The 26,438-nt window shown below is 69.8% G+C and carries 18 protein-coding genes; 14 read left to right on the top strand and 4 right to left on the bottom strand.

Annotated elements, in window-relative coordinates; all coding sequences use genetic code 11:
- Positions 1–346: 346 nt before the first annotated feature.
- From araB to AC2CHE_RS22215, 8 genes are all read left to right on the top strand, one after another.
- A complete protein-coding gene (gene araB, locus AC2CHE_RS22250; RefSeq protein ID WP_484506800.1) occupies positions 347–2,017 on the top strand; it encodes a ribulokinase in 1,671 nt (556 codons plus the stop codon).
- Positions 2,014–2,706, top strand: a complete 693-nt coding sequence (locus AC2CHE_RS22245) for an L-ribulose-5-phosphate 4-epimerase (RefSeq protein WP_484506799.1) — start codon at positions 2,014–2,016, stop codon at positions 2,704–2,706. Before araB ends, AC2CHE_RS22245 begins: the two co-directional genes overlap by 4 nt.
- Before the next feature lie 121 nt (positions 2,707–2,827).
- Positions 2,828–3,832 carry an ABC transporter substrate-binding protein gene (locus tag AC2CHE_RS22240; RefSeq protein ID WP_484506798.1) on the top strand — a complete coding sequence of 335 codons (1,005 nt, stop codon included), beginning with the start codon at positions 2,828–2,830 and terminating at the stop codon, positions 3,830–3,832.
- 177 nt (positions 3,833–4,009) lie between these two features.
- Positions 4,010–5,551: a sugar ABC transporter ATP-binding protein gene (locus AC2CHE_RS22235; protein WP_484506797.1), complete on the top strand. Its 1,542-nt coding sequence runs from the start codon at positions 4,010–4,012 to the stop codon at positions 5,549–5,551.
- Positions 5,548–6,621 carry an ABC transporter permease gene (locus AC2CHE_RS22230; protein WP_484506796.1) on the top strand — a complete coding sequence of 358 codons (1,074 nt, stop codon included), beginning with the start codon at positions 5,548–5,550 and terminating at the stop codon, positions 6,619–6,621. The genes AC2CHE_RS22235 and AC2CHE_RS22230 overlap by 4 nt, the downstream gene beginning before the upstream one ends.
- 50 nt (positions 6,622–6,671) lie before the next feature.
- Entirely contained in the window at positions 6,672–7,604 is a 933-nt protein-coding gene (yjfF, locus tag AC2CHE_RS22225; protein WP_484506802.1) for a galactofuranose ABC transporter, permease protein YjfF, read from the top strand.
- 27 nt (positions 7,605–7,631) lie between these two features.
- Positions 7,632–9,134 (top strand): L-arabinose isomerase, encoded by a 1,503-nt coding sequence (araA, locus tag AC2CHE_RS22220; protein WP_484506795.1) that lies wholly within the window; start codon positions 7,632–7,634, stop codon positions 9,132–9,134.
- 382 nt (positions 9,135–9,516) lie between these two features.
- Positions 9,517–11,610, top strand: a complete 2,094-nt coding sequence (locus AC2CHE_RS22215; RefSeq protein WP_484506794.1) for a family 43 glycosylhydrolase — start codon at positions 9,517–9,519, stop codon at positions 11,608–11,610.
- A gap of 193 nt (positions 11,611–11,803) precedes the next feature.
- Here the strand turns inward: AC2CHE_RS22215 and AC2CHE_RS22210 are convergent, their stop codons facing one another.
- The gene (locus AC2CHE_RS22210) at positions 11,804–13,600 is read right to left on the bottom strand and encodes a family 43 glycosylhydrolase (protein ID WP_484506793.1); all 1,797 of its coding nucleotides are present in this window, start codon (positions 13,598–13,600) and stop codon (positions 11,804–11,806) included.
- The gene (locus AC2CHE_RS22205; protein WP_484506792.1) at positions 13,597–15,249 is read right to left on the bottom strand and encodes a glycoside hydrolase family 27 protein; all 1,653 of its coding nucleotides are present in this window, start codon (positions 15,247–15,249) and stop codon (positions 13,597–13,599) included. Before AC2CHE_RS22205 ends, AC2CHE_RS22210 begins: the two co-directional genes overlap by 4 nt.
- A gap of 566 nt (positions 15,250–15,815) precedes the next feature.
- Here AC2CHE_RS22205 and AC2CHE_RS22200 point away from each other — a divergent pair.
- Positions 15,816–16,805, top strand: a complete 990-nt coding sequence (locus AC2CHE_RS22200) for a LacI family DNA-binding transcriptional regulator (RefSeq protein WP_484506801.1) — start codon at positions 15,816–15,818, stop codon at positions 16,803–16,805.
- A gap of 63 nt (positions 16,806–16,868) precedes the next feature.
- Here AC2CHE_RS22200 and AC2CHE_RS22195 read toward each other — a convergent pair whose 3' ends face one another.
- Together AC2CHE_RS22195 and AC2CHE_RS22190 are read right to left on the bottom strand one after the other, a co-directional pair.
- A complete protein-coding gene (locus tag AC2CHE_RS22195; RefSeq protein WP_484506791.1) occupies positions 16,869–17,273 on the bottom strand; it encodes an endo-1,4-beta-xylanase in 405 nt (134 codons plus the stop codon).
- Positions 17,258–20,002 carry a beta-L-arabinofuranosidase domain-containing protein gene (locus AC2CHE_RS22190; protein WP_484506790.1) on the bottom strand — a complete coding sequence of 915 codons (2,745 nt, stop codon included), beginning with the start codon at positions 20,000–20,002 and terminating at the stop codon, positions 17,258–17,260. The genes AC2CHE_RS22195 and AC2CHE_RS22190 overlap by 16 nt, the downstream gene beginning before the upstream one ends.
- 350 nt (positions 20,003–20,352) lie before the next feature.
- Between AC2CHE_RS22190 and AC2CHE_RS22185 the strand changes: the two genes are divergently transcribed.
- The 5 genes from AC2CHE_RS22185 (at position 20,353) to AC2CHE_RS22165 (ending at position 26,272) form a co-directional block, all read left to right on the top strand.
- Positions 20,353–21,660, top strand: coding sequence for an MFS transporter (locus AC2CHE_RS22185; RefSeq protein ID WP_484506789.1), 1,308 nt, complete (start codon positions 20,353–20,355; stop codon positions 21,658–21,660).
- Between the two features lie 15 nt (positions 21,661–21,675).
- Positions 21,676–22,557 (top strand): GNAT family N-acetyltransferase, encoded by an 882-nt coding sequence (locus AC2CHE_RS22180; RefSeq protein ID WP_484506788.1) that lies wholly within the window; start codon positions 21,676–21,678, stop codon positions 22,555–22,557.
- A 303-nt stretch (positions 22,558–22,860) separates the two neighbouring features.
- The gene (locus tag AC2CHE_RS22175) at positions 22,861–23,943 is read left to right on the top strand and encodes a M48 family metalloprotease (RefSeq protein WP_484506787.1); all 1,083 of its coding nucleotides are present in this window, start codon (positions 22,861–22,863) and stop codon (positions 23,941–23,943) included.
- Positions 23,944–24,047: 104 nt separating this feature from the next.
- Positions 24,048–24,647 (top strand): TetR/AcrR family transcriptional regulator, encoded by a 600-nt coding sequence (locus tag AC2CHE_RS22170; protein WP_484506786.1) that lies wholly within the window; start codon positions 24,048–24,050, stop codon positions 24,645–24,647.
- Complete coding sequence (locus AC2CHE_RS22165; RefSeq protein WP_484506785.1) at positions 24,644–26,272, top strand: isovaleryl-CoA dehydrogenase; 1,629 nt, start codon at positions 24,644–24,646, stop codon at positions 26,270–26,272. The genes AC2CHE_RS22170 and AC2CHE_RS22165 overlap by 4 nt, the downstream gene beginning before the upstream one ends.
- Positions 26,273–26,438 lie beyond the last annotated feature (166 nt).

Below are 26,438 nucleotides of genomic sequence, written 5' to 3'. Positions count from 1 at the left end.
TTTTGCGGGTAGACAAAACAAAACAACCCCCCCCCCCCCCCCCCCCCCCCCCCCCCCCCCCCCCCCCCCCCCCCCCCCCCCCCCCCCCCCCCCCCCCACGAGTCGCCGGTGGACAGCGGTCGCGCCGAGCTGTTCGGGCGTGACGCCGTCCGGTCGGTGGCCGACGACGCCGGCCGTGGGTCCGGTGGCCGGTGCCGACGACGCGGTCGGGGCGGTGGCATGGGGTAGCCGATCGGCGGGTGGGCCTGCGACCATGCAGTCCGTTACGGAGCTGTTGCCGGGAGGTGTCTTGACGACATCGGATGTGAGCGTTAACACTGAGGTCCGTCATCGGCCGGAGGTGGAGATGAGCGGTGTGACAGCGGGCGACAAGTACGTCGTCGGCGTCGACTACGGCACCCTGTCGGGGCGGGCCCTGGTGGTCCGGGTCCGCGACGGTGCCGAGCTGGGGACCGCGGTGCACGAGTACCGCAACGCGGTGATGAGTTCAGCGCTGCCGGACGGGGGTACGCCGCTCCCGCCGGACTGGGCGTTGCAGGATCCCGAGGACTACCGCGACGTGCTACGCCACGCGGTGCCGGCGGCCGTGGCCGCCGCCGGAGTCGACCCGGGCGATGTCGTCGGCATCGGCATCGACTTCACCGCGTGCACCGTGCTGCCGACGCTGGCCGACGGCACGCCGTTGTGCGAGGTGCCGGAGTTGCGGCAGCGACCGCACTCGTGGGTGAAGCTCTGGAAGCACCACGCCGCCCAGCCGCACGCCGACCGGATCAACGCGCTGGCCCACGAACGTGGCGAGCCCTGGATCGGTCGCTACGGTGGCAAGATCTCCGCCGAGTGGCAGTTCGCCAAGGGCCTGCAGATCCTGGAGGAGGATCCGGAGGTCTACCACCGGGCCGAGCGGTTCATCGAGGCGGCGGACTGGATCGTCTGGCAGTTGTGCGGGGTCGAGACCCGCAACGTCTGCACCGCCGGCTACAAGGGCATCCGCCAGGACGGCAGCTACCCGTCGGCGGACTACCTTACCGCGCTCAATCCCGGTTTCGGTGACTTCGTCGCCAAGTTGGACGGTCCGCTGATGCCGCTCGCCGCCCGGGCCGGTGGACTGACCGACCGTGCCGCGGCCTGGACCGGCCTGCCGGAGGGGATCGCCGTCGCGGTCGGCAACGTCGACGCGCATGTGACCGCCGCCGCCGCCCAGGCGCTCGACCCGGGCCGGCTGGTGGCGATCATGGGTACGTCGACCTGCCACGTGGTCAACGGCACCCATGCCGCCGAGGTGGCCGGGATGTGCGGGGTGGTCGACGGCGGCATCAGCTCCGGGGCGTGGGGCTACGAGGCCGGGCAGAGCGGTGTCGGCGACATCTTCGGCTGGTTCGTCAAGCACGCCGCTCCGGCCGGCGTCGACTCGCACGAGCGACTCACCGAACTGGCCGCCGCGCAGCCCGTGGGCGCGCACGGTCTGGTAGCGCTGGACTGGTGGAACGGCAACCGGTCGCTGCTGGTCAACCACGACCTCAGCGGTCTGATCGTCGGGCTGACCCTGGCCACCCGTCCGGAGGACGTCTACCGGGCTCTGCTGGAGGCGACGGCGTACGGCACCAGGATGATCATCGAGGCGTTCGTCGAGGCCGGTGTGCCGGTCGACGACCTGGTGATCGCCGGTGGGCTCACCTCGAACGAGCTGCTGATGCAGATCTACGCCGACGTCACCAACCGGCCGTTGGGCATCATCGGTTCCGCGCAGGGGCCGGCGCTCGGCTCGGCGATCCACGCCGCCGTGGCCGCCGGCGCCCACCCCTCGATCCTTCACGCGTCGCAGGCGATGGGGCGGATTTCGGCGGCGGTCTACCAGCCGGACCCGGACCGGGTACGCGCCTACGACGCCCTCTACGCCGAGTACCGGGCGCTGCACGACCACTTCGGTCGCGGGGCCAACGACGTGATGCTGCGCCTGCGGGCGATCCGCAACGCGGCAGTGGACTCGGCGACGTCGCCGCAGGAGGTCTTCGCGTGAACGTCGAAGTGAGCCGACAGATCAGCGAGTTGCGCGAGAGCGTGGCCCGGCTGCACGGCGAACTGACCCGGTACGGTCTGGTCGCCTGGACGGCCGGCAACGTCTCCGCCCGGGTACCGGGCCACGAGCTGATGGTGATCAAGCCGAGCGGCGTCGACTACGACGACCTGTCGGCCGACAACATGGTGCTCTGCGACCTCGACGGCGTGCCGGTCGAGGGGGAACTGTCGCCGTCCAGCGACACCGCGGCGCACGCCTATGTCTACCGCGCCATGCCCGAGGTGGGCGGCGTCGTGCACACCCACAGCACGTACGCCACCGCCTGGGCGGCGCGGGGCGAGTCGATCCCGTGCCACCTCACCGCGCAGGCTGACGAGTTCGGCGGGGAGATTCCGGTGGGCCCGTTCGCCCTGATCGGCGGCGACGACATCGGCAAGGGGATCGTCAGCACCCTCACCGGGCACCGCTCGGCGGCGGTGCTCATGCGCAACCACGGCGTCTTCACCATCGGGCGTACCGCCCGGGCCGCGGTCAAGGCCGCGGTGATGTGTGAGGACGTCGCCCGAACCGCGCACCTGACGCGTGCGCTCGGGCAACCGGTGCCGATGGCGCAGGCCGACATCGACGCCCTTCACGACCGCTACCAGAACGTCTACGGCCAACGTTCCTCGCCTCCGGCGAATTCCTGACCGATCCGGCGATCCGGGTCGCCCGGCACCACCTGAGACACAGATTTCGCACCAACAGCGCTGGCTGCTCGTGCACCTCCGTGGCCGGCGTGGACAACCGCACCCCACCCGAGGAGATCCGATGAGGAACATGCGAATGCCCATGGCGCGTCGGCGCGCCATCGCGGTCGTCGCCGCCGTGCTGCTCGCCGGCGGCGTGGCGGCCTGCGGCAACAGCGACACCGGCGGCGGCGAAGGCGGCGACGACGGCAAGCTCGTCCTGGGCTTCTCCCAGGTCGGCGCAGAGAGCGGCTGGCGTACGGCCAACACCAACTCCATCAAGGAGGCGGCGACCGAGGCCGGCATCGAGCTGAAGTTCGACGACGCGCAGCAGAAGCAGGAAAACCAGATCAAGGCCATCCGCAACTACGTCCAGCAGAAGGTCGACGTGATCGCCTTCTCGCCGGTGGTGGAGTCGGGCTGGGACACGGTGCTCAAGGAGGCCAAGGACGCCGGCATCCCGGTCATCCTGACCGACCGGGCGGTGGACTCCGCCGACAAGTCGCTCTACGAGACCTTCCTCGGCTCGGACTTCGTCAAGGAGGGTCGGCTCTCCGGTGAGTGGCTGGTGGAGAACACGAAGGACGCGACCGGCGACGTGAACATCGTCGAGTTGCAGGGCACCACCGGGTCGGCCCCGGCCAACGACCGGAAGCAGGGCTTCGCCGAGGCGATCGCGGCCGACCCCAAGCTGAAGGTCATCGCTTCCCAGTCCGGCGACTTCACCCGCGCGGGCGGCAAGCAGGTGATGGAGCAGTTCCTGAAGGCTCACCCGAAGATCGACGTGCTCTTCGCGCACAACGACGACATGGGTCTGGGCGCGCTGGAGGCGATCACCGCGGCGGGCAAGGAGCCGGGCAAGGACATCACCATCATCACCATCGACGCGGTCAAGGACGGGATGCAGGCCCTGGCCGACGGGAAGTTCAACTTCATCGCGGAGTGCAGCCCGCTGCTCGGCCCACAGCTGATGGACCTGGCCAAGAAGGTGAACGCCGGCGAGGAGGTGCCGCCGCGGATCGAGACCGAGGAGACCACCTTCACCCAGGAGCAGGCCAAGGAGGCCCTGCCCAACCGCAAGTACTGATGACGCAGGGGGCCGCCGCACCGGCGTGGCGGCCCCGCCGCGTCGCCCATTCTGACGGACTGGGCGTCCGGCCCGACGTCCCATGCCACGCCGCCCGGCCGGCCCGCTGGCCGGGCGGGCGGCGTGCGGGACAACTGGCCCTTCCGCATCGATGAAAATTAGAAGAGGATCGATGGGATGACGGATAGTCGTCCGGTCCTGACGATGACCGGGATCAGCAAGTCCTTTCCCGGGGTGCGCGCACTCCACAATGTCGACTTCCGGCTCCTTCCTGGCGAGGTGCACGCCCTGATGGGCGAGAACGGCGCCGGCAAGTCGACCCTGATCAAGGTGTTGACCGGCGTCTACGGCATTGACGAGGGCAGCGTCACCCTCGACGGCGAGCAGGTGGCCTTCAACGGACCGATGCAGGCCGCCGCGGCCGGGGTCAGCACGGTCTACCAGGAGGTCAACCTCTGCCCGAACCTGTCCGTGGCGGAGAACATCTTCATCGGCCGGGAGCCGCGCGGCTTCGGCGCCATCAGCTGGGGCGAGGTGCGGCGGCGCGCCCGACAGCTGCTTGCCCGCCTGGACCTCGACATCGACGTCACCGCTCCGGTGGCGAGTTACTCGCTGGCGGTGCAGCAGATGGTCGCGATCGCCCGAGCGATCGACGTGCAGGCCCGGGTGCTGATCCTCGACGAGCCGACCTCCAGTCTGGACGCCGGCGAGGTCGCGCAACTGTTCCGGATCATGCGGCAGCTGCGTGACGAGGGCATCGCCATCCTCTTCGTGACCCACTTCCTCGACCAGGTCTACGGCATCGCCGACCGGATCACCGTGTTGCGCAACGGCACCCTGGTGGGGGAGTACCCGATCGACGAGCTGCCGCAACTGGCGCTGGTGGAGAAGATGATCGGCAAGGAGCTCGACGTCCTCGAACGCGTCGACGAGCAGCCCCGGCCGGCGACGTCGGCGGTCGAGAGCGGTGCCCCGTTCGTTCAGGTGTCGCAGCTCGGCCGCAGGGGCGCGGTCGCCCCGTTCAGCCTGACCATCCACGCCGGCGAGGTGGTCGGCCTGGCCGGGCTGCTCGGCTCCGGGCGCACCGAGGTGGCGCGGCTGTTGTTCGGTGCGGATCGGGCCGACCGCGGCGAGGTGCAGGTGAACGGTGCCCGGACGGGCCTGCGCAACCCGGTGCAGGCGATCGAGCAGGGCATCGGCTTCTGTTCGGAGAACCGTCGGGCAGAGGGGATCATCGGCGACCTGTCGGTCGGGGAGAACATGATCCTGGCCATGCAGGCCGCCCGGGGCTGGCTGCGCCCGGTCCCACGTCGCCGCCAGGACGAGCTGGTCGACCGGTACATCCAGGCGTTGAGCATCCGTCCGGCGAACCCGGACATGCCGGTGCGCAACCTCTCCGGCGGCAATCAGCAGAAGGTCCTGCTGGCCCGCTGGCTGATCACCGAGCCGCGACTGCTCATCCTCGACGAGCCGACGCGGGGCATCGACATCGGCGCGAAGGCCGAGATCGAGAGGCTGGTGGTACAGCTCTCCGACGGTGGCATGGCGGTGCTGTTCATCTCCGCCGAGTTGGAGGAGGTGCTGCGCCTGAGCCACAAGATCGCGGTGATGCGCGACCGGGAACTGGTCGCCGAGTTGGACAACGACGACACTGTGGATGCCGACCGCGTCATGCAGACCATCGCCAGCGGAACCGAGCGTGAGGAGGCGAGCCGATGAGCGACGCCGGGAACCGCTTGCGTGCCATGCTCGGCCACCGGCTGTTCTGGCCGGTCGCTGTGCTCGTGGTCATGTTGGCGGCGAACACCGTCTACCGTCCGGGGTTCCTGGCCGTCGAGGTCAACGACGGTCACCTGTACGGCACCCCGATCGACATCCTGCGGTTGAGCGCCCCGCTGATCCTGGTCGCGCTGGGGATGACCCTGGTCATCTCCACCGGCGGCATCGATCTCTCGGTCGGCTCGACCTGCGCGATCAGCGGAGCCATCGCCTGTCTCTACATCAGCCGGGCACCCGACCAGGACAATCTGGTCACCGTACTGACCGCGCTCGCGATGGCGCTCGGGGTCGCGCTGGTGCTCGGTGCCTGGAACGGGGTCCTGGTCTCCGTCATCGGCATCCAACCGATCATCGCCACCCTGATCCTGATGGTGGCCGGCCGGGGTCTCGCACAGCTGATCGCCGAGGGTCAGATCATCACCATCAACTCCGGTCCGTACCGGGCGATCGGGCTGGGACACCTGTTGACCCTGCCCCTGGCGATCTTCATCGCCTTGGCCGCGGCACTGCTGGTCGCGGCGTTCACCAGGCGCACCGCGCTCGGCATGATCGTCGAGTCGGTGGGCGGCAACCGGGAGGCCAGCCGGCTGGCGGGCATCCGGTCCGGTCGGATCGTCTTCCTCGTCTACGTGGTGAGCGCCGCCTGCGCCGCGATCGCCGGGTTCATGATGACCGCCAACGTCTCCAGCGCCGACGGCAACAACACCGGCCTGTGGGTGGAGTTGGACGCGATCCTCGCCGTCGTCATCGGCGGTACCTCGCTGGCCGGTGGCCGGTTCTACCTCGGCGGCACCATCCTCGGCGCCCTGATCATCCAGACCCTCACCACCACGGTGTACGCCATGAACATCTCACCCCAGACGGCACTGCTGTTCAAGGCGGTCGTCGTCATTGCCGTCTGCCTCATCCAGGCGCCGGCCTTCCGGGCGAAATTCCGCCGTCGACGGCCCGGGACACCGCCGCCGCCCCAGTCGTCTCCGCAGCGGCAGAAGGAGCAGGTGCCGGCGTGACCAGTCTCCCGATCTCCGTTCCGAGTTGGGCCAGGCTGCCTCGGCGGCACATGCCGGTGCTGGCGACGTTGGCGCTGCTGCTGGTGATGTACGGCATCGGTGTGTCCCAGTACCGGGCCTTCTCGAACATCCAGGTGGTCTTCAACGTCTTCATCGATAACGGTTTCCTGCTCGTCATCGCGGTCGGGATGACCTTCGTGATCCTCACCGGCGGTATCGACCTTTCGGTCGGCTCGGTGGCGGCGATGACCGCGATGGTCTCGGCCTGGTTGTTGCAGTCCGGCCTGCCCGCGTTGCTGGTGCTGGTGATCGCCCTGCTGATCGGGCCGGCGCTCGGGTTCCTGATGGGCTGCGCGATCCATTTCTTCGACATCCAACCCTTCATCGTCACGCTGGCCGGGATGTTCTTCGCCCGGGGCATGTGCACGTTCATCAGCAACGCGTCGATTCCGATCACCGACGGGTTCTGGACCACGATGTCGCAGCACCGGATCGGCGACCCCCGGGGCAACTTCGTCTCGATCAGCGTGCTCGTCGCGTTCGCGGTGGTCCTGATCGCCGCGTACGTGCTGGCGTACACGCGACTGGGACGCAACGTCTACGCGATCGGCGGCAACCCGCAGTCGGCGCTGTTGATGGGGCTGCCGGTGGGCCGGACCCGGATCGCGGTCTACACCATCAGTGGCCTGTGCGCGGCGATCGGCGGGATCCTGCTGTCCTTCTACACGCTGTCCGGCGCCCCGTTGATCGCCATCGGGATGGAACTCGACGTGATCGCGGCCGTGGTCATCGGCGGCACGGTGCTCACCGGTGGCTCCGGGTACATCTTCGGCACGGTGCTCGGTGTGCTGGTACTCGGCGTGATCCAGACCTTGATCACCTTCGACGGCAGCCTCAACTCCTGGTGGACGAAGATCGTGATCGGAGGCCTGCTCTTCGCGTTCATCCTGCTCCAGCGCCTCATCGGCATCCGCTACAAGTGACCGCCCCTCTCGCGGAAGGCAACTCCCATGGCAACACACCCTGCACCCGAGGTCTGGTTCCTCACCGGAAGCCAGGCAATGTACGGCGAGGACACGCTCCGGCAGGTGGCCGACCAGTCCCGTCAGATCGCCGCGCTGCTCGACGAATCGCCGCACATCCCCGCCCGGGTGGTCTGGAAGCCGGTCCTGACCACCAGCGCCGACATCCTGCGGACCTGCCGGGATGCCGCGACGCAGGGGGCGGTCGGGGTGATCGCCTGGATGCACACCTTCTCACCAGCCAAGATGTGGATCTCGGGCCTGGACGCGTTGCAGACGCCGCTGCTGCACCTGCACACCCAGGCCAACGTCCTGCTGCCCTGGGACGACATCGACATGGATTTCATGAACCTCAACCAGGCCGCGCACGGCGACCGGGAGTTCGGGTACATCCAGACCCGGCTCGGGGTGGCCCGCAAGACGGTCGCCGGGCACGTCTCCGACCCCCGCGTGGTCTCCCGCGTCGGTGCCTGGACCCGGGCGGCGGTCGGCTGGTCGGCCATGCGTTCGCTGCGGCTGGCGCGATTCGGCGACAACATGCGCGACGTGGCCGTCACCGAGGGGGACAAGGTCGAGGCGGAGCTGCGCTTCGGCGTCTCGGTGAACACCTACGGGGTGAACGACCTGGTGCAGGTGGTCGACGAGGTGGCCGATGCGCAGATCGACGACCTGGTCAAGGAGTACGACGACACCTTCCGGGTTGCCGCTGAGCTACGTCCCGGCGGCGAGCGGCACGATTCGCTGCGGTATGCCGCCCGGCTCGAACTGGGGCTGCGTACCTTCCTGGACGCCGGTGGCTTCCGCGCCTTCACCACAAACTTCGAGGACCTGGGCGGGCTGCGCCAACTGCCCGGCATCGCGGTGCAGCGACTCATGGCCGACGGCTACGGCTTCGGTGGTGAGGGGGACTGGAAGACCTCGGTGCTGGTGCACACCCTCAAGGCGATGGCCGTCGGCACCGAGGGCGGCACCTCGTTCATGGAGGACTACACCTACGACCTCACCCCGGGCGAGGAACTGGTGCTCGGTGCCCACATGCTCGAGGTGTGTCCCTCGATCGCCGGGGACGTACCGAACGTGGAGATCCATCCGCTGAGCATCGGCGGTCGCGAGGACCCGGTCCGGCTGGTCTTCGACGCCGCGCCGGGGCCTGCGGTGGTGCTCGGCCTGGCGGACATGGGGGAGCGTTTCCGGCTGGTGGCCAACGAGGTCGACGTGGTCTCCCCACCGCAACCACTGCGTCGGTTGCCGGTTGCCCGGGCGGTCTGGCGGCCGCAACCGCACCTGCCCGGCTCCGCCGAAGCGTGGATCACCGCAGGTGCCCCCCACCACACCGTGCTGTCCCAGGCGGTGGGCGTGGAGGAGCTGCACGACCTGGCCGAGATGAGCCGCACCGAACTCGTCGTCATCGACGCCGACACCGATCCCCGGCGGTTCGCCGACGAGCTGCGCTGGAACCAGGCGTACTACCGGCTCGCCCGGGGTTTCTGACCGCCATCCGATGCTGGCGTGGTCGGCCGGCCGTAGGGGCCGCGTAAGCCACGCCAGCGACTGCCCGCGCCTGCGCGTGGCAGGGTCCCCGGCCGGTGCGTCACCCCGTCGGCCGGGGACCGCGAGCAGGCTTCTGTCAGCCGCACGCAGTCATCGATGTTACGTCTTGACGAAGGCCGTGTTATCGCTCACAGTCGTAGTGAAGACGGACGATGTCTGTGGCCGTCCGGGACGCGCCACGTTGCTTTGAAGCTGGTGGTCACCTGACTTCTCCCTTGGGCAGAGCGGTCATGTTAGCGATCACACGCCGCACTTGATCAGCGACGGCGTAGGCCGCAGAGGGACCGTCCTGTTCGTTCTGCTCGCATCCCGAAGGAGAATCATGATTGCCAATGGTGAGGTCCCACGGACCGCGCCGGGCCGGCGCGGCTGGCTGTCGCGCGCGACAGCCATCCTGGCGGCGATGGTGGTGGGCGGCGCCCTCGCCGCGGTGGCGCCATCGCCCGCGGCCGCGGCCACGGTGGACACCAACGCCTGGTACGTGCTGGTCAATCGAAACAGCGGTAAGGCGCTCGACGTCTACAACATGGCCACCAACGACGGGGCGCGGATCACCCAGTGGGCGCGCAACGACGGCGCGTGGCAGCAGTGGCAGTTCGTCGACTCCGGCGGTGGCTACTACCGGCTGCGGTCGCGGCACTCCGGCAAGGTGCTCGACGTGTACAACGTCTCCACGGCCAACGGCGCGTCGATCGTGCAGTGGAGCGACCACAACGGAAGCAACCAGCAGTTCCGGCTGGCCGACTCGGCCGACGGCTACGTGCGTCTGATCAACCGCAACTCCAACAAGGTGATGGAGGTGCAGAACGCCTCGACCGCCGACGGAGGCAACATCGTGCAGTACGACGACTGGGGCGGCGCCAACCAGCAGTGGCAGCTGGTCCAGGTCGGCAACGGCGGTGACCCCAGCACACCCCCCGGTGGCAGCTTCACCAACCCGGTCGTCTGGCAGGACTTCGCCGACGTCGAGGTCATCCGGGTCGGCGAGGTGTACTACATGACCGCCTCCACCATGCACTACTCGCCCGGCGCCCCGATCCTGCGCTCGTACGACCTGGTGAACTGGGAGTTCGCCGGGCACTCCGTACCCCGTCTGGACTTCGGCACCAAGTACGACCTGCCCGCCGGACAACAGGCGTACGTGGAGGGCATCTGGGCCTCCACGCTCAACTACCGGCCGAGCAACCAGACCTACTACTGGGCCGGGTGCATCAACTTCGCCCAGACCCACATCTACACCGCCACGGCCGTCGACGGCACCTGGAGCCGGCACGCCACGCTGCCGCAGTGCTACTACGACGCGGGGATGCTGATCGACGACAACGACACCATGTACGTCGCGTACGGCAACGGCACCATCAGCGTGGCGCAGCTCTCCGCCGACGGCCGCAGCCAGGTCCGGGCCCAGCAGGTCTACCAGACCCCGTCGAGCATCGGCACCCTGGAGGGCGCGCGCTTCTACAAGCGCAACGGCGCGTACTACATCTGGCTGACCCGCCCGGCCAACGGCCAGTACGTGCTCAAGTCCACCAACGGTCCCTTCGGCCCGTACGAGCAGCGCCAGGTGCTGCTCAACATGCAGGGCCCGATCTCCGGCGGTGGGGTGCCCCACCAGGGCGGCCTGGTGCAGTTGCCGAACGGTTCCTGGTACTACATGGCGTTCACCGACGCGTACCCGGGTGGTCGGATGCCGACCCTCGCGCCGATTACCTGGACGGCGGACGGCTGGCCGCAGGTGCAGACGGTCAACGACGCCTGGGGGGTCAACTACCCGAACCCACTGCCGCTGCGCCCGGTCAAGCCGCTCACCGGGGTCGACACGTTTACCGGCACCACCCTCGGTCCGCAGTACGAGTGGAACCACAACCCCGACAACAGCCGGTGGTCGGTGGACGACGGGCTGCGGCTGCAGACCGCCACCGTGACCAACGACCTCTACAAGGCCCGCAACACGATCACCCACCGCATCCAGGGGCCCACCTCGACCGGCACGGTCGAGATCGACTACTCGACGATGCGCGACGGCGACCGCACCGGCCTGGCCATGCTGCGGGACGTCTCGGCGTGGATCGGCGTACGGCGGGACAACGGCGCCACCCGGGTGGTCATGACCAACGGGCTGAACATGAACAGCAACTGGGACACCAGCAGCACCGGCAGCGAGATCGCCAGCGCCGCGGTCTCCGGTGGGCGGATCTGGCTGCGGGCCAACGCCGACATCCGGCCTGGTTCCGGTCGGCAGGCGCGTTTCTCCTACAGCACCGACGGGGTCAACTTCGTGCCGCTGGGCAACGCCCTGACGCTCAACAACAACTGGACGTTCTTCATGGGCTACCGGTTCGCCATCTTCAACTACGCCACCCAGGCGTTGGGCGGATCGGTGACGGTGCGCCGTTTCGAGCTGGCCACGCCATGAGGTGACGGTCGACCGGTCCGGCGCCGTACCGATGCCGGACCGGTCGACACGCACAGAGACCGGGGCCTGTCGCCTGCCCGCCGAGCGGGCGGCGGGCCCCTCCTTCGGTCCGGCGATTGCCGCCGCCGGCAGCCGGGGGGCACGCGGGTGCCGGGTGGGGAGACATCCCCACCCGGCACCCGTCCGCGCTCGCTCAGGCGGCGCGGGACCACTGCATGCTGGCCGCGGAGCCGCACGTACGCTGCTCCAGGGCGGCACCTGGAGCGGTGGATCCGCCGGTCACGTTCAGGCACTTGTTGCTGTTGACGTTGACCAACTGGTGGTACCCGTCGCCGGTCGATCGCCAGCTGAAGACCTGGTTCAGGCCATCGTGGCAGGTGTACTGGATGATCTGCGCCCCGTCGGCGGTGGAGACGTCGCGCACGTCGACGCACTTGCCGCTGTGCACGCTCTGCAGCCGCACGTTGCCGTTGCCGGCGTCGAGGAAACGCCACTGCTGCCAGGCGTTGCCGTTGCTGCTCCACTGACCGATCACCGCGAGGTTGTCGAGGTTCGGCTGCTGGACGTCGACGACCTGCCCGCTGTTGCGGTTGGTGATCCGGTAGGCCGTCGGTGCGCTACCGCCACCGGCGAACTGCCACCAGTTGACGTTGAACAGGCTGCCGCTGCCGCCAGCGAAACGCAGGTAGAGATCGTGCGTACCGGTGGCTCCGCTCACCCCGCAACTGGTGGTCGTCCAGGTCTGCCAATCGCCGGTGCCGGCCACCGTGCAGGTGCCCACGAGCGGGCCGGTGGCGCTGTCCAGCCGTACCTCGATCCGGCCGCCGCTGGTGGCCGAGGCGACCCGCGCGGAGAAGGTGGTCGCTCCGTTGCCGAAGGCGACCCCCTTGACCTTGAGGTAGTCGCCGTTGTCGATCCAGCCGATGTTCATGCCGCCCTCGCTGGCCGGCTCGGTCTCGATGCCGGACCCCCAGGCGATCGTCTCGGCCTCCTGGCGCACGTACGGGTTCAACGTGCCCACCTGAGGTGCCCCGGCGGTGGTCATGTTCATGGTGGGGATGGTTCCGTTGGAGTTGTAGGTGAACTTCTCCACCGCGACGGACCGGGTGTAGCCGCCGCCGCCGGGCAGCGCACCGTTGTGGTAGAAGAAGTACGACCCACCGGCGAAATCGATCACGCCGGGGTGGTTGGTGAAGCTGGAGCCCTGCCGGGGCATGACCGTTCCCCGGTACGTCCACGGGCCGGTCGGACCGGGTGCCGTCGAGTAGCCGATGAACTCCGAGCAGCACTCGGCCGCGAACACGTTGTAGTAGAGCCCGTTGCGCTTGTAGACCCACGGCCCCTCCTCGTAGAGGGTGGGGCGGCTGGCATTGCCGGTGCGGGTGCCGAAGCCCGCCGTGGTGAGCGGGATCTGGGTCGGGCCGCCGGCAAACGAGATCATGTCAGGGTTGAGTCGTACGTACCACAGGTTCGGGTTGCCCCAGTACAGGTACGCCTGTCCGTCGTCGTCGATGAACGCGTGCGGATCGATCTCGCCGTTGCCCACCAGGGGCCGACCGAGCGCGTCCCGGAACGGCCCGGTCGGGCTGTCCGCGACTCCCACCCCGATGACCATCTGCCCGTTCGAGCGTTGCCGCACGGGCACGTACCAGTAGAACTTCCCGTTGCGGGCGATGACGTGCCCGGCCCATGCGTTGGCGTCCGCCCAGGCGAACGTGGCCAGGCTCATCGGCGTGCCGTGGTCGGTCCAGTTCACCATGTCGGCCGAGGAGAAGACCCGCCAGTCACGCATGGTGAAGTAGGTGGAGTCGTCCTCGTCGTGTCCGGTGTAGAGGTAGACCCGTCCGTCGTGCACCATTGGCGCCGGGTCGGCGGTGTAGATGTGCTGGACGATCGGGTTGTCGGCCCGCGCAGCACCGGGTAGCAGGGCGATCGTGCAGGCCATGCTCGCGAGCACGGCGACGAAACGCCGGAGTGCCGTGGTGCTCATGCCCGGTTCCACCGTTGATTGGTGTTGCCATGGCAGGACCAGAGGATCACCGCGGTTCCGTTGGCCGTCCCGGCGCCGTTGACGTCCAGACACAGTGACGGCAAGCGGCCGTTGCTCACCGTGCCGTTGCTGTTGAACGTCCACTGCTGGTTGGTGCCGCCGTTGCAGTCCCAGACCTGAACCCGGGTGCCGTTGGTCGCGTTCGTCGGCACGTCCAGGCACTTGCCGAGGATCCGCAACGTCTGGCCGCTCTGGCTGATCTGCTGGTTGGGGTTGCTGTGGCAGTCCCAGATCAGGGTTCCGGTGCCGTTGGCCGTGTTCGAGTTGTCGAGATCGAGGCAGCGTCCGGCCGACTCGCTGCGCAGCCGGAACGTGGTCGGGACCGGCGGGTTGGTGGTGCCGCCGCCGCTGACCCGGTACACCACCGTGCCGTGCGCCGGGACGCTCGCGGAGATGGCGCCGGTGGTCGTGGAGGTGCCATTGGTCCACACGTTCTGCAACGTGAACGAACTGCCGGTCTTGCCGATCGCCGCCGCCGTGGTGGAGATCGTCGTGGTGGAGTTGCCCTGGTTGAACAGGGCGACCGCGACGTCACCGTTGGCCAGCCGCTTGGCCAGGACCCGCCGGGTGCCGTCGTGGGAGACCTGCACGGCCTGCAGCGCCAACGTGTCCTGGTTGATCGCGACCAGATGCTCGTTGCGCAGGATGTCCAGTGTCGCGGTGCTGGCCGAGCGCAGGTCGTTGCCCATCATCAGCGGTGCCGCCATCATCGCCCACAGCGCGAAGTGGCTGCGCATCTCGGTGTCGTTCATGCCACCGTTGCCGACCTCCAACATGTCCGGGTCGTTGAATCCGCCCGGTCCGGCGTAACCGGCCAGCGGCACGTTCACGTTGACGATGTTCTGGATGCCCATCGGGTAGCCGTTGGTCTGGCCGCTCTCCCAGGTGTTGGTGATGTCCTCGGTGGTCCGCCAGAGGTTCGCCACATCGCTCCAGTTGCGTTGCGGCCCGGTCTTCTCGTGGATGCTGTTCGAATTGATGCTGTAGACGATCGGCCGGCCGGTGGCCGCCAGCGCGTCGCGCATGATGCTGAACCGCGCCACCTGGTCGTTGATGGTGCCGGTGGGGGAACACCAGTCGTACTTCAGGTAGTCCACGCCCCAGGCGGCGAACTGCCGGGCGTCCTGGTACTCGTGTCCGAGGCTGCCGGTCGCGCCCGGGAACGAGTTGAAGTACTGGGCGCAGGTCCGATCCAGCGGAACCTGGTAGATGCCGAACAGCAGGCCCTGGGAGTGCAGGTAGTCGCCGAGGGCCTTCATGCCGCTGGGGAACCGCTGCGGATGGGCCTGGAGGTTGCCCTGCGCGTCTCGGTTCGGATCGAACCAGCAGTCGTCGACGACGACGTACTTGTATCCGAGGTCGCGCAGCCCGTGATTGACGATCGCGTCGGCCATCTGGCGGATGAGGGTCTCGTTGATGTTGCAGCCGAACGTGTTCCAGGTGTTCCAGCCCATCGGCGGGGTACGGGCCACGCCGTTGTCCAGCGCCTGCGCCGGCTTGGGGGAGATGACCCCGTCGGCGAAGCTCGCGGTGAGCGTCACCGCCAGGATGCCGAGGGCGGCGGTGAGCCACCTTCTTGCGCTACGCACGTCGAATCCTCCTTGCGTCGGTGTGGTGGTCGGTCCGGTCCGCCGGCAAAGCGGCGTTCGGCGGGGCGCGGCCGGGTGGAACTTCGCGGGCGGATCCCGCGCACGCCGCCCACGTACCAGTGCAGACGTCGGCGTGCAGGCCCGGATATCGCCGGTCGTCACGCTGTCTCGGACCCTGTACGGCTCCCGCCACGCCGTGTCGGCAGACGCCGTTCCGATGACAGGAATGTTATCGCTATCATCAATGCCTGTAAATTGTCTGTTGCTTGCCCACGCAGCCTCTCGGAGCAAAGATCTGCGTCGAACCGAACGAGGTGAATCCGGGTGTGACCGCTAACAGACAGCGACGAAGGGCGCTGCGTGGCGTACGCGGACGGCCCGGCGGCCACCGGGGCGGCTGCTGGCGCTAGACTGTGGGTGATCTAGCGCTCTCCACCCGGACGGCACGGGCCGGCGTGGGCACCGCGCGAGGGGATCGTTGTACCTGAGCCGTGCCAGTCATCGCCGACGGGCTGCGGCGACGACTGGATTGCGGGGAGTGTGAGATGGCCGTACGCGATCCTGCGATGACGGACGTGGCCCGCCTCGCCGGTGTTTCCCATCAGACGGTCTCCCGAGTGCTGAACGGGCACCCGAACGTGCGGGAGCAGACCCGTCTGCGCGTCCAGGCGGCCATCGCCGAACTCGGCTACCGGCCGAACCGGGCGGCCCGTGCGCTGGTCACCGGCCGGTCCCAGGTGATCGGCGTGGTCGCGCAGAACACCACCCTCTACGGTCCGGCCTCGCTGCTGGCCGCGCTGGAGCAGGCGGCCGCCGAGTCCGGTTTCGCGGTCAGCGTGGGTAGCGTGCGTGACCTCGATCATCGGTCGATCTCGGCGGTGGTGGAGCGGCACCTGGCGCACCGGGTCGCCGGTATCGTGGTGATCGCGCCGGTGGAGTCGGCCGGCGAGGCGCTGGAGCGCCTGCCCAAGGACGTGCCGCTGGTAACTGTGGACGGTGATCCGCACCGACCGATGCCGCTGGTGACGGTGGACCAGGCGGCCGGCGCCCGGGCCGCCACCCAGCACCTGCTTGACGCCGGCCATCGTACGGTCTGGCACGTCTCCGGTCTGTCGGACTGGTTCGACAGTGCCGGCCGGATCGAGGGCTGGCGGGCGGCCCTGACCTCGGCCGGCGCGGAGATTCCACCGCTGGTGCCGGCGGACTGGTCTGCGGCGGCCGGCTACCGGTGTGGACAGATGCTGGCCCGGATGCCCGACGTCACGGCGGTCTTCACCGCCAACGACCACCTGGCCCTCGGGGTGCTGCGCGCCCTGCACGAGCACGGCCGCCGGGTGCCGGACGACATCAGCGTGGTCGGCTTCGACGACGTGCCGGAGGCCGCCTACTTTATTCCGCCGCTGACCACTGTGCGTCCGGATTTCGGCGCGGTGGCCCGGGCGAGTCTGGAGATGCTGCTCACCCAGATCGAGTCGGTGAGCGGAGGTGCCCTGCGCCGGACCATCGCCCCGACCCTGGTGGCCCGCCGCAGTGTCGCCCAACCCCCCCGCCGCTGATCCGTCCCCACCCCACCCACCCTCACCCGCACCCCCTCCGACCCCGACCCCTGGATGGGTTGATCAAGAGGTTTGGTCGGCCTGCGCGCTGGACGCGACCAAAACCTCTTGATCAACCGGCGGTGCCGGCCCGGGGTGGGTCCGGGGTGGGGTGGGGGTCAGGTTGCGGTGCAGGTGGGGATGCCGGAGGGGCCGATGCCGGTGCCCTGGAAGCCGAACTCTCGCCACCTGGGCCTGGGCGTGCGCGACCAGTCGGTCACCCGCGCTCAGGTTGAAGGCGTTCTGCTGGGGCTCGGTGGCGTACCACTTCATCTCGTTCTCGGCCACTATCGAGTTGAGCCCACGCCCCTGCCTCCGGTAAGCGATGACGGTGGATGCGATGACGGTCGAGGCCGCCGGGCACGACCCCGTGGTGGGTCGTGCCCGGCGGCCTCGGTGACGGCGGGTCAGGCTCAGATGAAACGCCAACGGTGGTCGCCCGCGCCGTTGTCGTCCCAGATCACGATCTGGGTGCCCTGGCTGGACGAGGCACCGGTGACGCCGAGGACCCGCCCGCCGTTGGCGGACTGAATCCGGAAGTAGCCGTTCGCGGCGTACCGCAGCCGCCAGCGGTTGCTGGCCGACCCGTTGTCGGCCCACTGCACCACCCGGGCGCCGTTGCTGCTGCTGCCGTTCTCCACACCCAGCACCTTGCCGCTGTGGGAGTTGCGCAGCCGCAGGTGGCCGCCGCTGTCCACGATCGCGGTCCAGAGGTGGTCGGCGGTGCCGGTGTCGCCCCACTGGATCACCAGTCCGCCGTCCGTGGTGGACATGTTCTGCACGCCCAACACGAGACCGGTGGCCAGGTTCTGGATCCGGCGCGCGCCGTTGGGCACGAACCGCCACTGGTTGTCCGGCGTGCCGTTGTCCGGATCCTGGACGACCCGGGCGCCCTGGGCGGTGGAACCGTTCAGGGTGGCGAGCAGCTTGCCGGTGTGCCCGTTGCGGATCTTGTGTGACCCGTCGCCGACGTCCACGATCGTCCACCGGTGATCGGCCGTGCCGGTGTCGGACCACTGCAACACCTGTGCGTCGTCGGCGGTCGACATGTTCTGCACGCCGAGCACCTTGGCGCTGTTGGCGTTGCGGAACTTCACCGCGTTGCCGTCGACGACCAGCTGCCAGTCGTGGTCGGCGGTGCCGTTGTCGCCCCACTGCAACGCGGGCGCCCCGTCGGCGGTGGACATGTTCTCGATGCCGAGCACCAGGCCGCTGGCGACGTTGGCCAGCCGGAACGTGGCCGTACCGGTGCCCGGGGACTGGCCGTTGGCGTTCCAGTAGACGGTGTAGTTGTGCCCGTGCGCGTCGTAGAACGGGCCCAGGTTGACCGTGGCGCCGTTGGCGGTGGCGGTGAAGGCCAACGCCGAGGTGCTGGTTCGGTTGACCGAAGAGGTGGCCAGGGCGGGCAGGGCGGAGAGCGCGGTGTTGCCGTAGTTGCCGGAGAGCACCGCGGGGCCGTAGGTCAGGGCCACCACGTTCGGGTCGTCGTTGGCCGGCTGCACGATGACCCGCATCGGAAGCCGTACCGTCACCGTGTCGCCGGAGGTCCAGGATCGGGTGAGGGTCGCGTACGTGCCCGGTGTGGTGGTGATGTTCTGTGCGACGCCGTTGACGCTGATGGTCGCGCCCTGCGTCCAGGCCGGGATGCGGATGCGCATCGTCCACGACCCGCTGACGTCGCCGGTCACGGTGAGGGTCGTGGTGTCGCTGACCGGGTAGGTGGTGCTCTGGGTGACCGTGATGCCACGCTCCGACCAGGTCAGCACCGAGGGCATGAACAGGTTCACCGTGAGCGTGGTGTCGTTGTGGAAGTAGATCGAGTTCATCAGCGTGGTGTTGGTTTCCAGTTGTGAGCCCTGGCAGCACCAGAAGGAGTTGTAGTCGGTGCTCCAGGTGCCGCCGCCCCACGCCGGTCCGACGCCTCGCCGCCCGCCGGGGTTCAGCGGGGTGAAGTACGTGATGTGGCCGTGGTTGTCAGCCGGGTTCTGTGCCCCGATCAAGTGGTTGAGCAGCGCCCGCTCGTAGAAGTCGAAGTACGCGACCCGGTTGGGGTCCAGCAGCCACAGCTCCCGGGTCAGCTTGAGCATGTTGTACGTGTTGCACGCCTCGCAGGTGTCGTTGCGCAGGTAGCCGGCGATGGCGTTCGGCGCCCGGAAGTGTTCGGCCTGGCTGTTGCCGCCGATGACGTAGGTGTGCGCGTTGATCGTCATGTCCCACGCGTTGCTGGCGATGTCCCGGTACCGGGTGGTGCCGGTGGCCTTGAACTCGCGGGCAGCGCCGATCCACTTCGGTACCTGGGTGTTGGCGTGCAGCCCGTTGAGCTGGTCGGAGTTGGCCGCCAGTGGGTTGAACACGGCGTTGTGGTCGAACCGCTGGGCGGTGGTCAGCCAGCGGGGGTCGCCGGTCTGCTGGTACAGGTCGGTCAGCACGGCGTTCATCCCGCCGAATTCGGTGCCCAGCATCGCCTGCATCTGCGCCGAACTCAGTCGGCTGGTGCGCCAGTCCACCCAGCCGGCGAACGCCAGCAGGACGTCGCGGGCCTGGTTGTTGCCGATGTGCCGCCACACGTCGAGCAGCCCGGCCAGGGTCTTGTGGATGGCGTAGTACGGCACGTTGCCGTTGTTGAGCGTGCGGTTCTCCACGGCGGTGAAGTCGGACTCGGCGAAGCCGCTGAGGTAGCCGGTGTTGAAGCCCGCGGCGCCGTTGTTGGCCTGGCACTTGGCCAACTCGGCCACCATGTAGTTGGCCTTGTCCCGGCAGGTGGTGTCGCCGAGCACGGCCCACAGGTACGACCAGGCGCTCAGGAAGTGTCCCTGGGAGTGGGTGCGGAACGGGAAGTTGGGCGCCTCCCAGCCGCCGAGGGCCGCGGCGCCGGCGGTGGACAGCCGGTGGTTGGCGCGGAAGTTGTAGAGCAGCCGGTTGACGTCGACGAAGCGCAGGTAGTTGGCCGTGCGGTTCTGGTTGTCCAGCCAGCGGCTGGCGGTCAACCGCACCTGGCCAGGCTCGAAGGCGTACGCGTCGACGCCGAGGTCGGGCCGCGTCGGGGGTAGCGCCGCGCTGGCGTTGCCGTTGGCCAGTGCGGGGCCGACGGCGGCGGCGACGGCGGCCGCGCCGGCGGCCCGGAGCACGTGTCGACGGTTGAGGGACGGGTAGGGCATCACGACCTCCGTGGTGGCATGGGGAAGCGCCGCCCGACCCGGTGGGGTGGTGGCGGACCGGGCGGCGAGGAGCGGTGCGATGACGTCGATGCGCGGCGCGCAGCGACGGGACCCGGCGCGCCTGCTGCTGCGGCGGCTCTGCCAAGCCCATCTATGTTATCGCTAACATACGCGGCTCTGTATGTCGGCCGCAAGACGTTGCGAACGGGTTGCGGTCGACCGGGATTGACCCTCGATCCGGTCGAGGCCGGAGAGTTCCGGAGGCAGCCGGCCGACGTCCGCACCGAGACCGGTCGGGTGATCGGCGAGGGCAGGGGCACGTGGTGGTGGCGAGTGGTGGCCGGGCGACGATGCCGGGTGCGTATTGGGTGTGGCTGGGTGGTACCGCGCTGAGTCTGGTCGGCGTACAGGCGATGGCGTTCGCAATGGCCTGGTCGGCGGCCAGCCAGGGGGCTCGGTTCGCCGCCCTGGTGCCGACCGCGATCGTGTTGCCCCGGGTGCTGCTGCTGTTGGTGGGCGGTGCGGTGGCCGACCGGTACGGTGCCTGGCTCGTCCTGCTCGCCTCGAACGCGGCGATGATCGCGGTCACCGTGGCGCTGGCGGGCACCGCGTGGTCGCCGCTCGACCTGCGACTGCCGCTGCTGGTCGCCGCGCTGGCGATCGGCACCGTGGACGCCTTTCAGCTGCCGAGTTCGGGCTCGATGCCACGGCGGCTGGTGCCGCCGGAGGTGCTGGCCCGTGCGATGTCGGCCCGGCAACTCGTCGGGCAGTTCGCGATGTTCACCGGCCCGCCGCTGGGTGGCCTGCTGCTCGGGATGGCCGGGCTCGCCGGGGCGGCCCTGACCAACGCCGCCACCTTCCTGGCGATGCTCGCGGTCCTGCTGGTCGTCCGGCCCGCCGCCGAGCGGTCGCCGTACGCCGGGCCGGACTGCGCGGGGTCGCCCGACGCCGGGCCGGCTCACGGGCGGCCGCCGAACACCGGGCCTGGCCGCGGCCCGTCGCTGGACGGCGGGGTGGCTCACGGGCGGTCGACGATGTCGGCCGGGTTGGACGGGCTGCGCCTCGCCTGGTCGGTGCCGGTGCTGCGGCTGGCGCTGCTGGTGACCGGCGTCGCCGCCGGGTTCCTCCTGCCGGTCGGCACGCTGCTGGTGCCCCTGCTGGCCCGGCAACGCGACTGGTCGGCGTCGGCCACCGGCGCGGTCGTCGCGGCGATGGCACTGGGCACCGCCGCCGTCGCGGTGGGGGTCCTGCTGCGCGGCGGGTCCTCCCGTCCCACAGCGGTGGCCGGCATCGGCCTGCTGGTCGCCGCCGCTGGCGTGGTCTCGCTCGCGGTCGCCCGCGCTCCGCTGCCGGCCGTCCTGGCCGGTGTGCTCGTCGGTGTCGGCAGCGGCTGCTTCGCCACGCACGTCGGTCCACTGGTCCTGGCCGCCACGCCGCTCACCCACCTGGCCCGGGTGCAGTCCGTGCTGGTGCTGGCGCAGGGCCTGCCGTTGCTGGTGACGGCCAACGCGTTCGGCCTCGTCGTCGAGATCGTGGACGTCCCGGCGGTGCTGCTCGGCTGCGCGGGCGTACTCGCCGTGACCGGGCTGGCGGCCCTGGCCGTGCCGGCCCTGCGCCGCTCGTCGGCCCCGGTGACTGTTCGTCACCCAAATCTCTGACTAAAGTCAGCAATCGTGGATCGTGCACTTGTGGACGTGGTGCGGCGTTTCAACCGCACGGTGACCCAGCGCGTCGGCGCGCTTGACGACGGCTATCTCGCCCGCGATCGGCCCCTGGCGCAATCGCGGCTGCTCTGGGAGATCGGCCCCGACGGTGCCGAGGTCGCGGCCCTGCGGACCGGGCTGGATCTCGACGCCGGCTACCTCAGCCGGCTGCTGCGGACGTTGGAGGGCGCGGGCCTCGTCGTGGTGGGGCCCGCTGGGGGAGACGGTCGGGTGCGGACCGTCCGCCTCACCGACGCCGGCCGCGCCGAGTGGCACCTGCTGGACGGCAGGTCCGACGAGCTGGCCTGGTCGATCCTCGCGCCGCTCACCGCCGGCCAACGCGCCCGGCTCACCTGCGCCATGGCCGAGGTCGAGCGCCTGTTGATGGCGTCGCTGGTGACCATCGAACCGGCCCATCCCGGTGAGCCGCGTGCCCGCGCCTGCCTGCGGGCATACGTGCGGGAACTCGCCGCCCGGTTCGACTCCGGCTTCGAGCTGGGTCAGGGCGGCGCCGACGAGCAGGAATACGTGCCTCCGGCGGGCCTCTTCCTGCTCGCCACCTTCTCGACCGAGGCGGTGGGCTGCGGTGGGCTGCGGCTGTCCCCGGGCGAGCCCGCCGAGATCAAGCGCCTCTGGGTGTCGGCCTCGGTGCGCGGGCTCGGCGTCGGGCGTCGCCTGCTGGGCGAGTTGGAGCGGCACGCCGTGGCGGCCGGCGCGGCCAGCATCCGCCTCGACACCAACCGCACTCTCACCGAGGCGATGCGGCTCTACCGCGCCGAGGGCTACCAGGAGATCCCGCGCTACAACGACAACCCGTACGCCCACCACTGGTTCGCCAAGCCGCTGCCCTGAGACGCGCGCTGGCACGGACCCGCCGAAGCTCGGCGATGGTGCGCCGTTGACTGGGATGCCGTAGTTGATCACACTGTCGCGGTGCCCATCGCGCGTGACCACATCATGTCCGAGCCTAACGTCGGCTCCTGCCCGGATTGCGCCAGCACCGAGTTGCGGACCGTCGCTGACCAGCCACCCTGGTGCGGGCGTTGTGAGTGGAACCTCGACCTCGTCGCTTCGGGTGCCGCCGGCCGTCTCGGCCGGTCTCTCGAACGGCTCGATCGTCGTGCCGGGTTCCGGGCGGACCGCCGCCTTGCCCACATGGCAACGCAGTCGGGTGCTTCCCACTCCTGGCTGACGCCTGCCTTTCTGCTGCTCGGGCTGGTCTCTTTCGCGCTGGTGCTTCTTCCGTTAGGTGCGTTGGCTGCCGCTGTCTGGCTGCTGATCGACGGCGTGGGGCCGTTGATTCTGCCGCTGCTGCTCGTCGCCGTGGCCTACGTGTTGCGTCCGCGCCTGGGCAGCGTCCGACAGGTGGTCAAAGGTGCTTACCGGTTGACTCCGCAGCGGCAGGCGGCGCTGCACCGTCTGGTCGAGCGGGTCGGCGACTCTGTCGCCGCACCAAAGCCCGACCTCATAGTGCTCAACGACGACTGGAACGCGGCGGCGGCAGTCGTCGGGGTGCGCAGGATCCGAGTCCTGCTGCTCGGTGTCCCGCTGCTCGTGGGCCTGTCGCCGCAGGAGATGGTGGCACTGATCGGTCACGAACTCGGGCACTTCCGCTGGGCGGACTCGCGCCGGCGTCTCCTGACGCAGCCGGCCCGGACTTTCTTCGGCATGCTCGCGACCGCGACCCAGCCGCCGCACGGGGACGCCCACGACCGGGACGTGGCGGGTATCTACGCCCTCTTCTACACACTCTGGCGGTTGGTTGGAGGTGCCGTCAGCTGGCTGCTGTTCGTCGTACACCTCGCGATGAACGCGCTCGATGCCCGGGAGGGGCGTCGAGCGGAGGTGCGAGCCGACGCGATGGCGGCGAGTGCGGCGGGCAGCACCGCCGCTCTCAGCATGATCGACGTCTTGGCGTTGTCGCCTCTGCTGGCGCCGCTCGTCACCGCGCATGGCACGCCCGGAGTCGCGATGGACGTCTGGCGGCGGGCCATCGCCACCACTCGTGCGGAGCAGGCAGTCCGGCTGCCGATGCTGCGTCAGCTCACTATCCGCGAGCACGCGTCGCTGCTCGCCAGTCATCCGGCACCGGGACGGCGGCACCAGGTGATCTCGGGAATGCCCCACCAGGACGCCTCGGTCGTGGTGACCCCGGACGAGGCGACCACCCTCGATGCCGAGCTGCGGCCATTCGTCGAGGCGCTGCGCAAGCGACTCGCGCAGGCGTACGACCTGTGACCGTAGCCGTCTGAGACGGACCCGGCGCGGGCCGTGCCGTGCGGCGGTGCCGGTGGCCGGGCGGGTGCTTGCCGGCAAGAAATGAATGATGGTTCCATCCTTTGATGGCCTACCGGAGCACGGAGCGGGTGAAGGCGCGGCTGACCGCCTCGCGGGAGCGCATCGTGGCCGCCGCGATCGGCATCCTGGCCGAACACGGCTATGCCGGCTGCTCGGTCGCCGCCGTCGCCGCGCGGGCCGGGCTGGCGACCGGCAGCGTGTACCGCCACTTTCCCGCCAAGGCAGACCTCTTCGCCGAGGTGTTCCGCTCCGCCAGCCAGCGCGAGATCGACGCCGTCACCCGGGCCGCCGCGGCCGAGCGCACGGCCGGGGCGCGGGTCCGCGCGGTCATCGAGACCTTCGCCGGCCGGGCCCTACGGTCGCCACGGCTGGCGTACGCGCTGCTCGCCGAGCCGGTCGATCCGGCGGTGGAGGCGCAGCGGCTGGTCTTCCGGCGTGCCCACGCGGCGCTGCTGGCCGGCTACATCGCCGACGGGGTGGCCGGCGGTGAACTGCCGGCGCAGAATCCCGAGCTGACCTCCACCGCCGTTGTCGGCGCGCTGGCCGAGGCGATGGTGGGACCGCTGGCCGCCGGTGTCGCCGGTCCGGACACCGTCGGCGGCCTGACTACCTTCATCCACCGCGCGTTGGGAGTCCCGCCGTGAGCACACACGAGGTGTTCAACCAGGTGCCGCCGCTGGTCGGCCACGATACGGCGGACGAGCCCGCGCTGCTCGACGCGTTGGCCCGGGAGGGGGCCGACTGGGCCACGGCCGAGGTGCACGAGATCGGCCGGCTGGCCGGCACCGAACAGGCGGTCGAGCACGGCCGGCTGGCCAACGAACATCCGCCGGTGCTGCGTACCCACGACCGGTACGGACAACGCGTCGACGAGGTGGAGTTCCACCCCTCCTGGCACGAGTTGATGCGTACCGCCGTGGCGCACGGCCTGCACGCCGCTCCCTGGGCCGACGAGCGACCCGGCGCGCATGTCGCCCGGGCCGCGAAGTTCCACGTCTGGCGACCCGACGCCGGCCACGGTTGCCCGATCTCGATGACGTACGCGGCGGTGCCCGCGTTGCGGCACGCCCCCGACCTGGCCGCCCGCTACGAACCGCTGCTCACCTCCCGCAGTTACGACTTCGGGCTGCGGGAGCCGCAGCGCAAGCGGGGGCTGCTGGCGGGCATGTCGATGACCGAGAAGCAGGGCGGGTCGGACGTCCGGGCCAACACCACCACGGCACGCCCGACGCCCGACGGCAGCTACCGGCTGTTCGGGCACAAGTGGTTCACCTCGGCACCGATGTGCGACCTCTTCCTCACCCTGGCCCAGGCGCCGGGCGGGCTCACCTGCTTCCTGGTCCCGCGGGTGCTTCCCGACGGCACCCGTAACCCGATGCGGCTGATGCGGCTGAAGGACAAGCTCGGCAACCGCTCGAACGCCTCCGCCGAGGTGGAGTACGACGAGGCGGTGGCCTGGCGGGTCGGCGACGAGGGCCGGGGCGTCCGCACCATCATCGACATGGTCAACCTGACCCGGTTGGACTGCGTGATCGGTGCGGCCTCCGGCATGCGTCACGGGGTCCTCACCGCCACCCATCACGCCGCGCACCGGCGGGCGTTCGGTCGCTACCTCGTGGATCAGCCCTTGATGCGCAACGTGCTGGCCGACCTGGCGGTGGAGTCCGAGGCCGCCACGGTGCTGATGATGCGCCTGGCCGGGGCGACCGACCGGTCCGTGCGCGGGGACGCGGCCGAGACGGCGTTCAAGCGGATCGCCCTCGCCGTGGGCAAGTACTGGGTCTGCAAGCGGTGGCCCGGTCACGCCGCGGAGGCGTTGGAGTGCCTGGGCGGCAACGGCTACGTGGAGGAGTCCGGGATGCCGCGACTGTTCCGCGAGTCACCGCTCAACTCCATCTGGGAGGGCTCCGGGAACGTCGCCGCGCTGGACGTGCTGCGGGCGCTGACCGGCCAGCCCGAGGTGATGGCGGCGTTCCAGTCGGAGGTGGACGCCGTCGCAGGCGCCGACGCCCGGCTCGATGCCGCGGTCCGCCAGGTGCGGGCGGCCCTGGCCGATCCGTCCGATCTGGAGGTACGTGCCCGTCGGGTGGTCGAACAGTTGGCGCTGGTGTTGCAGGGGTCGCTGTTGGTGCGCCACGGTCACCCGGCGGTAGCCGACGCGTTCTGCGCGTCCCGGCTCGGCGGTGACCGGGGGAATGCCTACGGCACGTTGCCGGCCGGGGTCGACTTCGCCGCGATCATCGGACGGGCCACCCCGAAGGTGGGTTGACCGGTCCGGGGGGGGGGGGGGGGGGGGGGGGCGGGCCCCCCCCCCCCCCCCCCCCCCCGCTCCGGCTGTGCCCAAACCGGACCTGCGTGTTGTCAGCGTTGTAGGGTCAGTAGTCCGGGTCGGTAGGGCAGCAGGCCGTAGTCGCCGCCGGAGTTGGGTGAGCGGC

It is taken from the genome of Micromonospora sp. ATLC16 (genome assembly GCF_057196645.1).
This window is presented reverse-complemented; position numbering and strand designations above follow the sequence as displayed.

Coding starts and splice junctions, on each gene's coding strand:
- araB (WP_484506800.1), top strand. CDS start 347: ATGAGCGGTGTGACAGCGGGCGACAAGTACGTCGTCGGCGTCGACTAC.
- AC2CHE_RS22240 (WP_484506798.1), top strand. CDS start 2,828: ATGAGGAACATGCGAATGCCCATGGCGCGTCGGCGCGCCATCGCGGTC.
- AC2CHE_RS22235 (WP_484506797.1), top strand. CDS start 4,010: ATGACGGATAGTCGTCCGGTCCTGACGATGACCGGGATCAGCAAGTCC.
- AC2CHE_RS22230 (WP_484506796.1), top strand. CDS start 5,548: ATGAGCGACGCCGGGAACCGCTTGCGTGCCATGCTCGGCCACCGGCTG.
- yjfF (WP_484506802.1), top strand. CDS start 6,672: ATGCCGGTGCTGGCGACGTTGGCGCTGCTGCTGGTGATGTACGGCATC.
- araA (WP_484506795.1), top strand. CDS start 7,632: ATGGCAACACACCCTGCACCCGAGGTCTGGTTCCTCACCGGAAGCCAG.
- AC2CHE_RS22215 (WP_484506794.1), top strand. CDS start 9,517: ATGATTGCCAATGGTGAGGTCCCACGGACCGCGCCGGGCCGGCGCGGC.
- AC2CHE_RS22210 (WP_484506793.1), bottom strand. CDS start 13,600: ATGAGCACCACGGCACTCCGGCGTTTCGTCGCCGTGCTCGCGAGCATG.
- AC2CHE_RS22200 (WP_484506801.1), top strand. CDS start 15,816: ATGACGGACGTGGCCCGCCTCGCCGGTGTTTCCCATCAGACGGTCTCC.
- AC2CHE_RS22190 (WP_484506790.1), bottom strand. CDS start 20,002: ATGCCCTACCCGTCCCTCAACCGTCGACACGTGCTCCGGGCCGCCGGC.
- AC2CHE_RS22185 (WP_484506789.1), top strand. CDS start 20,353: ATGCCGGGTGCGTATTGGGTGTGGCTGGGTGGTACCGCGCTGAGTCTG.
- AC2CHE_RS22175 (WP_484506787.1), top strand. CDS start 22,861: ATGGCAACGCAGTCGGGTGCTTCCCACTCCTGGCTGACGCCTGCCTTT.
- AC2CHE_RS22170 (WP_484506786.1), top strand. CDS start 24,048: ATGGCCTACCGGAGCACGGAGCGGGTGAAGGCGCGGCTGACCGCCTCG.